Origin of the sequence: Holospora curviuscula (assembly GCF_002930195.1) — a bacterium.
GTDB lineage: Bacteria > Pseudomonadota > Alphaproteobacteria > Holosporales > Holosporaceae > Holospora > Holospora curviuscula.
In genome coordinates this window covers 14,120-26,052 of sequence record NZ_PHHC01000082.1, presented here as the reverse complement: position 1 = coordinate 26,052, position 11,933 = coordinate 14,120, and the positions used below count along the sequence as shown (strand labels likewise).

10 protein-coding genes and 2 pseudogenes are annotated in these 11,933 nt (G+C 37.7%); 6 read left to right on the top strand and 6 right to left on the bottom strand.

Annotated features, from left to right (window positions below):
• A pseudogene (locus HCUR_RS08530) lies at positions 1–187 on the bottom strand (IS481 family transposase); the annotation flags it as partial.
• Positions 188–291: 104 nt separating this feature from the next.
• Positions 292–918 (bottom strand): annotated as a pseudogene (locus tag HCUR_RS10175) (IS5 family transposase).
• 2,055 nt (positions 919–2,973) lie between these two features.
• Here HCUR_RS10175 and HCUR_RS08520 point away from each other — a divergent pair.
• From HCUR_RS08520 to HCUR_RS10170, 3 genes are all read left to right on the top strand, one after another.
• Complete coding sequence (locus HCUR_RS08520; protein WP_165780719.1) at positions 2,974–3,129, top strand: hypothetical protein; 156 nt, start codon at positions 2,974–2,976, stop codon at positions 3,127–3,129.
• 203 nt (positions 3,130–3,332) lie between these two features.
• Complete coding sequence (locus HCUR_RS08515) at positions 3,333–3,482, top strand: hypothetical protein (RefSeq protein WP_165780718.1); 150 nt, start codon at positions 3,333–3,335, stop codon at positions 3,480–3,482.
• Between the two features lie 7 nt (positions 3,483–3,489).
• Positions 3,490–3,618: a transposase gene (locus HCUR_RS10170; protein ID WP_104206838.1), complete on the top strand. Its 129-nt coding sequence runs from the start codon at positions 3,490–3,492 to the stop codon at positions 3,616–3,618.
• A 186-nt stretch (positions 3,619–3,804) separates the two neighbouring features.
• On the opposite strand, the gene HCUR_RS03570 is transcribed toward HCUR_RS10170, so the two are convergent.
• The 4 genes from HCUR_RS03570 to tsaD form a co-directional block, all read right to left on the bottom strand.
• The gene (locus HCUR_RS03570; RefSeq protein WP_104206781.1) at positions 3,805–4,701 is read right to left on the bottom strand and encodes a UbiA family prenyltransferase; all 897 of its coding nucleotides are present in this window, start codon (positions 4,699–4,701) and stop codon (positions 3,805–3,807) included.
• A gap of 160 nt (positions 4,702–4,861) precedes the next feature.
• Entirely contained in the window at positions 4,862–5,656 is a 795-nt protein-coding gene (locus HCUR_RS03565; RefSeq protein ID WP_104206780.1) for an MlaA family lipoprotein, read from the bottom strand.
• Positions 5,649–6,470, bottom strand: coding sequence for a CDP-alcohol phosphatidyltransferase family protein (locus HCUR_RS03560; RefSeq protein ID WP_104206779.1), 822 nt, complete (start codon positions 6,468–6,470; stop codon positions 5,649–5,651). The genes HCUR_RS03565 and HCUR_RS03560 overlap by 8 nt, the downstream gene beginning before the upstream one ends.
• A 39-nt stretch (positions 6,471–6,509) precedes the next feature.
• A complete protein-coding gene (gene tsaD / locus HCUR_RS03555) occupies positions 6,510–7,562 on the bottom strand; it encodes a tRNA (adenosine(37)-N6)-threonylcarbamoyltransferase complex transferase subunit TsaD (RefSeq protein ID WP_129591890.1) in 1,053 nt (350 codons plus the stop codon).
• Positions 7,563–8,277: 715 nt separating this feature from the next.
• Here tsaD and HCUR_RS10165 point away from each other — a divergent pair.
• The 3 genes from HCUR_RS10165 to uvrC all read left to right on the top strand — a co-directional run bounded on the left by HCUR_RS10165 (position 8,278) and on the right by uvrC (position 11,365).
• The gene (locus HCUR_RS10165; RefSeq protein WP_129591889.1) at positions 8,278–8,367 is read left to right on the top strand and encodes a transposase; all 90 of its coding nucleotides are present in this window, start codon (positions 8,278–8,280) and stop codon (positions 8,365–8,367) included.
• A gap of 312 nt (positions 8,368–8,679) precedes the next feature.
• Complete coding sequence (gene lepB / locus HCUR_RS03550) at positions 8,680–9,474, top strand: signal peptidase I (RefSeq protein WP_104206777.1); 795 nt, start codon at positions 8,680–8,682, stop codon at positions 9,472–9,474.
• A 106-nt stretch (positions 9,475–9,580) separates the two neighbouring features.
• Entirely contained in the window at positions 9,581–11,365 is a 1,785-nt protein-coding gene (gene uvrC / locus HCUR_RS03545) for an excinuclease ABC subunit UvrC (protein WP_207760904.1), read from the top strand.
• Positions 11,366–11,933: the final 568 nt, after the last annotated feature.

Below are 11,933 nucleotides of genomic sequence, written 5' to 3'. Positions count from 1 at the left end.
CTGTAGATTTTATCTTTTTAGGTCCCATGGGAAGGTCTTTCGTATCTTCTCTTTTTCTCCACTTGATGATTGTTTTTGGGTTAACATTAAATCTTTTAGCCGCTTTTCCTATACTCTCTTTACTATCACGGATCTCTCTACGGATTGCCTCCGTTGTTCTGGCATTTGCGTGTAATACTTGTCCCATAAGCTTTTTCTTCATGCATTATTATCTTCATAATATATACCATAACTCTCTGGGATCAAAAAGCTAGGACGTGTCGACATTTAAGTTTACTTTATAATTATGAGTCATGCAGCAAAATGAAGGAAAGAAAGAAAAGCGTGTGTAAATTTGTCATATCTGGGTGAAACCCGCCTGAAATAGTTTAACAGCTTTATTGCTACCAGTATAATATGCCAGCATAATGGATAATCTCATCGGCATCGTAGCTTTTATTCGCCAATAGCGTTTTAAAGTCAAAATTCTCCATTAAATCAAGAACTTTGATATAGGCAGAGCACTACCTAGGCAATAGAATGAATCTGATGAGGTTGCCTAAAGCATCCCATAAAGCGTGGAGTTTTCGTCCTAAAACCGCTTACTGAGCGCTTCAGCGCTTGTTCTTGTCTACCATTGACTTTACTTTTTGTGACGCCCGCGGCGTGTTGATGGGCGCGAATCATTGTGGAATCAATCATGATCCATTCCATACCAGAATCTGCTGCAAAGGTATTGAAAATCATTTTCCACATACCAGCTTTGGACCATCTTATCAACTGTTGATGAACACTCGAGCATTTCCCCGTAAGATTCTGGCAAGGTACGCCACGCTGCACGCTTGCGGGCAATCCACATCACAGGATTGATAAATTTCTGGTTATCGCGTTACCAGAACGTTTTGAATCCCCTTCTTTCCCAGGCAAACTTTCTTTTATTCCTTCTCATTGGTCGTCTTGTATCCCTTACAATCTTATCTGCTCTTGTAACTAAACATCTTAAATCTTACAACCGTTAATTATAAATATCGACACACTTTATAATGGATTTAAACGATATCAGGGTGTCAGTAGTAAAAAACAGGCTTCAAACAATCATTTAGATTTTTTGCTTAAGTAGAACTTTGAGATCTCTTGAGTGTATAGCTGGATCATTCAGAACTGTGAGCCCCTATTTTCATTTTGATTTATAGCTTTGAGAAGTATACCATTTTGGAGAATGAAAGGAGTGGTTAAGATCATGAGGACAAAAGCATGAATCGCACTACTAAGAAAGAATTTTTTAAAAAAAGAGTATTGGGAAAACACTATATAAATATAAGCTATATCGATAGTTAGGTATAGAGTGTTTCCTTTTCAATCTCTATTATGTTTACAGTACCAAGGAAAATTCAAAGCGCTGAAGGGGAAGCGCAACGGAAAAAGTTTATTTAGATTTACACACCTTTCATCAAATAACATTTACTGCGTAAGTAATCTTTTTGTTTCGTAAATGATAAAAATACTTTCCCCCTAGCGCCTATTGTAGATTATGCAACTTTTACCCTTGATCGATGAATTTCATAGCTCAAAATTGTTGTATTGTGTTCTATCAAAAGAATAGGGTGAGAGAGAAAAACTCTATATCTCAAAAATTCAATCTATTTCTTTATGTTTTGAGACTTGAGAAATAAAGCAAGATCCATTATCACACTTTTTCTAGGGTGGAGCTCTTATATCAAAAACGCTTCAACCCAAATCTTAAATGATTTCTTATTACAATTTCTATTGCACCTTATTGGCTTATGATTAACATACCCAGCGATAAATCGTGTTTCGCTCGTAATACTTACCACTTTTTTATCCATAAATTTTTTGCTCTTTTTGCGAAATTCTTTGTCTTTGCAAATATTCATCTCAATAAAACTTTTATAATATATACAAAAGAGTAAGGCGATATACTTTTTATATTTTTTGGGTACGCATTACACTTTTCTTATATTGCTTCTCCGTACGGGTATAACTGTAATATAACGCTCCCCAGAACGCATACAAAAATGCTTTCCACTTTCAGATAAAAATACTCAACGCCAATCAATTTTCGGTTTTTACCTACCAATGATCTGGAAATTGTTAGTTAAGAATGTACTTAATTTATCATTGGTATTGTACACTATGTTCAAAAAATTGGAAAATTACATTTTTGAAGCCAGCAAATTTTTTATAATACTTATTGTACAAAATTATTTTACGCATCAATTTCCATAATCCTTAACATTGGGCGAGCAAGGTAGCGTAAAAAGTAATTTAATTTTTGAAGTTTTTAAATCCTCGTAAACCAATGCATTTTTCTAATATTTTTTATCGTCCAATGGAACAAAAATTCGTTTTACCTTTGGATAGTACTGTTCCAAAGCCTCAAATAGTTTTAATGTAGACTGTGTATTCATTGTATTGTCTGTACGAATCCCTACCTACAAGGTATTCGCATTTAATACACCGTTAGTATGTATTGATAAAAGTGGGCTTAGGATCAATATTTGCAAAGACAGAGGATGGGGCAAAAAGAGCGAGCACCTATTGCTAAAAATATGAAAAGTATAATCATCGTTGCTATTTATATACTTTTCTATTGAGGCTTCTTTTTTTATCGTCTACTTTCTTTCTGATTGATATCTTGTATACCAGTTTTTGAGTGTGTTTGATGCTATTTTAAACTTTATTGATACTTTTTTTGCAACTATTGCCTTTTTCTATATAGGGTACTATTTTTTTTGAGAGTTTTTGCCATGGGATCTAAAAATTTTTTTCTGAAAATACTATATAGCCCACTAACTATAAAACAATTATAATAGAAGAAAAGAAAAAATTTTTAAAGCTGTCGTATTCATGAGATTTTCATCGTCAGGGTTTAAGAATTAAGAAGAAAGAAGAGATAAGCTATGAGAAATCGGGTAGACGTTTTGGAATGGGTAAGCAGGCGATAGAGGGAGTACCCGTTTAGAACCGAAACTCGTGCGCTCTAAGCCAGCCAGCACAATAGACATGGACTGTTTAGAACACGATATTACAATGAATCCTAATGCCTATCAGCCAGAGCGCTTTGGAGTTAGCGCTGTTGGCATTTTGAAAGCCCTGAGATGTCTTGATGTTCGCGATAAAAAACCTTAAATCATCCACAGGCGGATCCAGAAAAAAGATCTGTATTGTACCAAAAGTGTGATGAATTAACCAGAAAAGTTGATGAATGTGGATTGTCTCATGATATGCCAAGAACTCACGGGTATTCTATAAAAGGGAAACGTTGTTACAAAAAATAGGATTAGAGTGAGAACGGAGAATCAATATGTAAAACAAATGCTACAAGCACTTTAATGGACTCTACTTTAGGGCTCATTGAATTATTTACGGGTTCTGTAGAAGTATTGACTTGTTGGGTAGAGGAAATGTTCCTAACCAATATCCCAGAAAACCGTGGTATTGCCAGGGATAATGCTGCGTTCCATCAAGGTAAAGCTATGTAGAAAATGAATTAAGGATACTGGTCATACTTTACTTTACCTCCCTCCGTATCCTCCTGACCTTAATCCCATTGAGACACAATGGTCTCACGCTACACATTGTTCAATTGACGCGCTATTTTTTATAACTATTCTATAGTTATTCGGTTATATCTATATGTAAATTTCAAGTTAATTTGTCTATATTATTTTTAGGATTGATATTCAAACAGACAGCTTAATTTTTTTTAATTTATCAAAATTTAAGAATCGAGTGCTTTACACGTCCACCTTGCTGCTCCATTTACACCTCTAACTTCGAGCTCAGGTTAATCATTGTGTTCTTCTAACGAAACGGTGATAAAAAATACGCCCATAGAGTTAACAGACCTCCTTGGATCCATGCCTGCAGTAAAAAGTATTGATGACACGAATGTGGTTGACTAAATCGTACTTGTTGTAAGCTATAGTAGGTAGTATTGGCGGAAATCAAAGTCAGAACGAATGCTTTAGTGGAATGAGTACTCAAAATTCCCATAAGGAGCCATCGTAATATGCATACTCCCAAAATTACCCTTCTAGTATGATGTCCTGCATATCTTGATACTGATTTTAACCCCAGCTCACGGTCTGCCCACTGATCTGGTGCGCTGTACACTGTATCATACTCTATAGTCCAGAGTATGGCTACACTGTACAATCCCCAGCACCCAAAGCATCGAGGAATGATAGAAAAAGCGGAACCAATCCAAACGCCCCAACCAAATAATAGTCCTAATGCGCCTTGAGGAACAATGTAGCGCTTTATCCAAGGATACGCTAAGGATAAGATCCATCCTGAACCTCCCCATAGAATAACGTTAAAAGGCAAAGTAAATAGTGCTAAGAATCCAAAAAGCCCGCACACACAGATCATTGGTATCTTCCACCCTTGGGCTCGAAAAATTAGAGGACGATGTTGTGTTCGCGGAACAAATTTGTCTAAAGGAGCATCGACCCAATCGTTGTACACACATCCTACGGAACGCATCCAGGCTGCGCCCCCTAAGAGCCATACCAATATCCAGATTTTTACGTTTTCGGTTGTGTTATATAAGTAGCCCCAAAAACATGGCCAAAACAACAGTAAGATTCCTTGTACTTGAATCAAACGCGCTGCTCGAAACCACAATTTCCACCCTTCCCATGGTGAATTTCGTAATGAATCTCTACCATAAAAGAATATTTGTGTCGAATCGTTCATATTCCTTAAGATTTAAGGGTTTTCGTCAAGACTATTGATGCTGGTCTAAAACAGGACTATGCATCTTCCTGTACCAATTACTATACTATATGATTATTTCATCTTGATTCTACGCCCCTAAAGACACTCCGTAGGAAAGAAAAAATGTTGTTTTATTTTACTATTCGTTTTCTCCGTCTTCCTCTTCATTTTCTGCGGCTTCTTCTTCAAAGCTATCCGGAAACTCGCCTCTCGCTTCATAATATGCTCTGCGAATCACTGCGTAGGGATCTGCAGAAAACTCCATAACATGATCAATACTGTCTTTAAAAATAATCCGTTGATTTAAGTTCTCTATGCCAAATAGCCCATAACTGACAAGGGCTAGAGGAGAAATCCAAGCATATACTCCACTCATGCACAATTTTCCAAAGGCGTCTCGGGAAACAGTAGGACCTAAAAACGGAAGAATCATGAAACATCCTGTAGGTACATTATACGCTTTTAACAAGCTACTTATGTCTTCTGATTCTGCCTCAAGATGAATATCATTGGCAATATCGATGATTCCTCCCAGTCCAAATAGGGTGTTGCATATAAATCGTGCAAACTGACTCAGCGCTCTTTCCCCTTCTCCCTGTAATCCTAAGCTGATAATATTGATGGGCATCTTAACATGTTGCAGTACATTGTGTACGGCAGTTTGACCATAGGAGGGGATTAAAGTTTTATATACGGTCAGAATAGGCTCCCAAATCACATGCTCAATAGCTTGATTAAATATAAAAACTCCCCGATTCCAAGGCTCTAGGGGATCCCATATCACATCTTTTTCTTTAATCTTCTTTTTTTTTTCCTTTGGGGGGACTGTAGGTTTTCTTTGTTGTGTCGTCATCAATACCTCTGATTGATTTTCAGAACACCCTCCAAGAAAAATGATGAACCCTACCAGTATACAATGTTTTATTTTAATCATAAAAACTTTTACCTTCCCTGTGGGGTTTTAAAGATGTATATCGTTGGGCAGCTCTCCAACTCAAAGGCCAAGATCCCACATACAGAAGACTTAAAACCAACAAAGTCTCCCAGGGCATTACCCATCCAAAAATCAATACTACCACACTGCTTAATACGATAATTCCTGAATAGCGAGGTATAATTCGAATGCCTTTTGTAACAAACGTTGGAAAACGACTCGCCATAAAAATTCCCGTAATAACCAAACATAACGCTTGAAATATTACAGATTTTTGTTTAAAAGTAAAACTATAAATGATAGGAGTGACTGCCAGCAATGAGCCCACAGTAACTGGCACTCCCACAGAAAAGTAGGAGGGAAGGGGACGCCCTCCCCCCGATAAACGCTGGGTATTAAACCTTGCAAGGCGTAGACCTGAACACATTGCAAAAAAAAGGCAAATGGCCCACCCAAAGCGTCCCCATTCATGCAGTACAAAAAAATAACACAGTAAAGCAGGCGCCGCCCCAAAATTGATAAAATCTGCTAAAGAGTCTAACTCCGCACCAAAATCACTACTACATTTTAAAAAACGTGCTACAGGTCCATCCAAACCGTCTAAAACGCCTGCAATTAACACACTGGATACTGCGTGTTTCCATGCTTTATCTACCCCAAAAGGAATGGCAGTCAGTCCCATACATAACGCCAGGAGGGTTATTGTATTGGGTAACACTTTACGTAAAGCTACCGGTTTAAAGCGATAGTGAAACGGTACAAAGGGTCTTTTCCGTCCCTTAAAAAATAGTTTTTTTTTTCGTTCAGGCAACATTATGTACTCCAAGACTTAAGGTTTTAAATTAAATTTAAATTAAATACTAATGGGCCAACGTGCGCGAATGGAAAAATTCATGGAAGGGGGAACACCCGCTTGGCATTTTTCGTAGGCATTCCAGGCGATCATCATCCCATTGTCCGTACAAAATTTAGGGGGGGGAGTTAAAAAGCGTACATTGTGTCGTAGAAAAGATGCTTCTAATACCTGTCTTAAATATTGGTTTGCTGCTACACCTCCACAAAATATAGCAGTGTGGGGATTAGATTCGGGAGGTAAGTTTTCGAAAAAATTTTCAATTTTTTTCTGAATTCCTTGACCGATAGCGTATTGTAAACTTGCACATAAATTTGCTTTTTTTTCAAAAGAAAGTGTTTTTTCGCCCTCTGAGTTAATCCAGCGTAATGCTGCACTTTTTAGTCCGGAAAAAGAGAAATTCAAAGACTTGTCTCGCATAGGAATAGGAAGTGCAACAGAAAATGGATCTCCCATTTTCGCTGCCACCTCAATGGCTGCGCCCGCAGGAAAAGAAAATCCTAAACGGCGCCCTACTTTGTCCAGACACTCCCCTGCGGCGTCATCTAATCCATAGCCTAATAAATAAAATTCCGTTGCACTATAGACAACCACGAACTCACAGTGTCCTCCAGAAAATAAGAGTGCCAAATATGGAAACTGAACATCATAGCACAAGCGTGCCACCAAAGCATGGGCTTGTAAATGATTAATGGCCCAAAGCGGTTTTTTAAGCGTGATTGCAACGCCCTTTGCAAACATTACGCCTACCAAAAGCCCTCCTGCCAGTCCAGGTCCCGCAGTGACCCCAATACCTTGAATTTCTTCTTTATCTATACAGGCAGACCTCAAAAGCGTGTTCAGTAAAGTAGGTAAATGTTTTGCATGCCCTTTTGATGCAAGATCGGGAACTACTCCTCCAAAAGCTTGATGCTCTATTTGTTGATGAATACAATGTTTCAATACAGATTTTTCTGTTGCATCGATCAAAGCTACAGCTGTATCATCACAACTGGTTTCAATACCAAGAAAAATTTTTCGCTTCGCAGGGGACATAATTACTTTACTGTACAAAATGCTTAATCTTTATTGTAAGGAATTTTTTTGAAAATAAAAAGCAGGGAACTTTTTTCTTATAGGAGAATAGATAGATTCTGAGATTATATCTAATAAAATTTTAATAAAATTTAGAATTGAAAACTTCTAGTAGCACTTATCAATGAGGGAAGGGGAAGAAACCTATCTTTTTTTTTACATCTTATAGGTTCCCCAGCAAGCATATTAGAGACACTCTACATGAAGTATTCGCTTAAAAAACCTACTCTCCCTAAGAGTGCTATGTAGAAAACATGAAGGTTGAAAAGACTTTAGGGGCTGAAAATAAAGCAATATCACATAGGTGACTTTTGTCTAGAAAAATCTTTTCCTAAAGTGATAAATTTTATTAAATTAGGTACCAACCAAAAAAAGCATCGATCGGCTTCAGTATAAATAAAATGACAATAAACATATAGCATTTAACGTGACAAAAGCAAAGAAAATTCCCTAACAAAATACGTATAGGAGCCAAATCATCCATAGCGTGAGAAGTCTTATATTCAATACCTAAAGTAATATAAGCCCGAAGATGATATTTAAAAGAATTGAAGTAAGACCTTAAAGAATGCAATTAATATTGGGGAAAACAGCATTGAATTAAAGCACTAAATGCTAGCCTGATTATGGATCATGTCTCATTTCATAACTCTTGTAAGACATAAAAATAATTGAATTGCCTGGCTGAAAGCTAATGTTCTTACTGCCATATTCGCCCGACCTGAACTTCATTGAGACATTCTGGTTGAATATGAAACGATGGATTAACCGTACCATTATTTAATATACTGGGGATATAACACTTTACTACAATTACTTTTAAACCCTATATTTAAGCTAAATTATGAATTTCTCTCCCCTGAACAATATCACGTACCCCCCATAATCTCTGAAAGAGTTAGTAAAATAAATTCTTAATAGGTAAAATATCTTTTCTGTATGCGTGCCATATTTTTAATTTTATCTACTTACTAGGTACATAAAATCATGCAGTACAAAAAGAAAATATTTTGAAAAATTATTTTTTTCGGTATAGACTTAGAGAGAATAGGTGGTATAAAATAAAAAAAGGTTTTGGAATAATCATTGGATCTATATGTTTTCCTTTCAAAAAAAGAAATCTCGCGAAAACTCTGTTTTATCTTGGATCAATGCGATTCTTTTGGTGATCATTATACGATCTGTAGTATTTTCCCCCTATCGTATCCCTACGGGTTCTATGATTCCTACTCTTTTAGTGGGGGATCATATCGTAGTAACTAAGTTTAATTATGGACTGTGTAGATTTAGTTTCTTGTTTAGTCAATGGATTGATTATTTTTCTGGACGTGTTGCAGTGTTAGATCGTCCCAAAAGAGGTGATATTGTAGTCTTTACCTGTCCTAAAAATTTTTCTATGGATTACGTCAAACGATTAGTGGGCCTTCCTGGGGATAAAGTACAGATGAAGGAAGGAATGCTGTACATTAATGGTGTAGTTTGCCCTGTGAAAAAACTATCCGAAGGATATAAGGCCTATGATGGAGAATCTTTTGTGGAGGGAGACGTATACACCAGAGAGTTTCCTGTAGCACGCTTAGATAAACAGGGGAAAGTTCATGAAAGTGGAAAGAAAATTTTTCATAAAATGCTTAAGCTCAAGCCTTTTGGTGCGGCACGCTATGATAATACAAAAGAGTTTCTCGTTCCAGAAAATCATTATTTTTTTCAGGGGGATAACCAGGATGGTTCTGGAGACAGTAGGGGGGAGGATTTGGGGTACGTATATGCGGATTATTTACTAGGTCCTGCAGAAATTGTATTCTTTTCCTTGGGAGATAAATTTACTCTGGTAAAACCTTGGACTTGGTGGAGTCTACGGTTAGAACGCATTGGCACCTGGGTTAGATAAAAAATGAGATACTTTGAAAGCAGGTATGTAGAAAGAAAGTTTCTCACACTCTTTTCCGAACTAAATTCTATTTGAGTTTCCTATGTATGAGAACGGATTAAACGCTTTGACTAAGGCTCTAGCAAATATTCCTGATTTACCTGGAGTATATGAAATGCTAGATGCGAAGGGCGCGATTTTATATGTGGGAAAAGCAAAGAGATTAAACCGCCGTGTTTTTTCCTATACCCGCGTTTCAGCGCTTTGTTTGCGTTTACAACGCATGGTTTCTAAGATTCACTCTGTGCAGTATACTGTTACCCACAATGAATTAGAAGCTTTGCTTTTAGAACTTCACAAAATTCAGAAAAAAAAACCACCGTTTAATATTTTATTAAAGGAAGGACGTGCTTTAGCTTACTTAACACTTTCGGCTCATCCCTTTCCTGCCTTAACCGCAAAGCGTACTAATTTTATAGAGGGAGAAAAAATCTTTGGGCCTTTTTTAAATCGAGATCTGTTAGAGACAACGAAAACTTATATCTACAAAGCATTTCAATTACGCTCTTGTAGTGATCGTGTTTTTTCAGCGCGAAAGCGTCCTTGCCTTCAGTACTATATTAAATCCTGTAGTGCACCCTGCGTTCAAAAAATAACTGTTTCTGAGTATAAAAAAGCTGTAGATGGTGCCCTTCAAATTTTGAAAGGAAAATCGGATGCATTAGAAAATTCACTGTTGCAGGATATGAAATCAGCCAGTGCTCAGCATCTTTACGAAAAAGCTGCACTTTTAAGAGATCGGTTAAGGTGGATCCATCAAGCAAAGACAACGCAATCAGTAACGCATATTCCAAAAGAAGACGTGGATGTAGTGGCAGGAGTATTTGCACACGGTGTCACCTGTCTTCAGCTTTGTTGTTTTCGCCAAGGAATGAACTATGGTGGCCAACACTTTTTTTTCCCGGGAACTACTGAACCAGAAGTAAGCGAGGTCCTTTCGGAATTTATTCGTCAGTTTTATTTTCATATGAAACCTCCTAAAGAATTTGTAGTATCTCATGTATGTTCCCCAGATGTAGTAGAAACGCTCCAACACCTTCATCAGGTTACAGTAAAAATAACGCATCTCCCTCAAGAAGAAGCTCAGCTTAACATTTTGGCCCACGCTAATTTGAATGCACGTCACGCGCTTCAGCAGTATGTTCAAGCAAAGGAGGAAGTAGATGTTTTGGTGCAGCGAATGAAAACTACTTTTGAGCTTAATACTGTTCCCAGGTGCATTGAAGTGTATGATAATAGTCACGTTCAGGGACATCACAGTTGCGCCGGTATGGTATCTTTTGAAGATGGCTTGTGGCAGCCTAAAAATTCAAAAATTCTTTTTATGGGAAAAACTGTGGGCAATGACCATGCGTTACTGAAGGAAATGCTCATACGGAGATTTTCTCGGGCACTTCCTCATCCTGACCTGCTTTTAGTGGATGGGGGTATAGGGCATGTCTCTAGCGCCTACGCAACTTTATGTGACTTGAATCTTCAGCACATAGATGTGTTGGGAATCGCGAAAGGACCTCAGCATAGAGATGGACAAGAAACTTTTTATCGAAAAAATCAGCCTCCTGTACAATTTTCAGACACTGACCCACTACTCCATTTTCTTCAAAGGCTCCGTAACAAGGCGCATCAATATGTTATTCAGGCCTATAGACGAACCCACAGGCGCTCGATGGTTCGAAGTATTTTTGAGCAACTTCCTGGTATTGGTCCAGTACGTCAACAAAAGCTAAGGTGTATATTCCAGGACACCGAGGCACTGAAAAACGCATCTTTAGAGGATTTAAAAGCTATACCAGGGTTCTCCAAAAAGCTTGCAGAAAAAGTTTATAATTTTTTAAACACGTTAGATAGTTAAGAAAAGATCTTTTGATAGCGTCTTTTACAATCTTTTTTATGTCGAGTGATTTAGAACATGTCGACATTTAAGTTTACTTTAGAATTATGAGTGATGCAGCAAAATGAAGGAAGGAAGGAAGGGCGTGTGAAAGTGTGTCATGGTTTGGTGCAACGCGCCTGAAATGGGTTAACGTGTTGAACATTCGCTCGACTAGAGTGCGTTCTTTGTAAAAACCTGCCTCAAATTCTCTGGGGTTTTTTGCATGGATCGTGGGGAGATGACGGCTTTATTGCTGCCAATATAATGTGTCAACATAATAGACAACGTTATCAGCATCGTAACCTTTAAAGTCAAAGTTCTCCATTAAATCAAGAGCTTTGGTATAGTTAGAGCACTGAGCAGGCGATAGAATGAATTTTGATGAGGGTGTCTAAAACATCTCATGGCAGCCTGGATCTACGTGCTAAAACCGCCTGCTAAGCGCCCCAGTTCTTGTGTACCATTACTGTATTTTTTTTGGCGCCCGAAGGGTGGTGATGGGTGCCAATCATTGTGGAATCAATCATGATCTATTGCGTATCAGCAT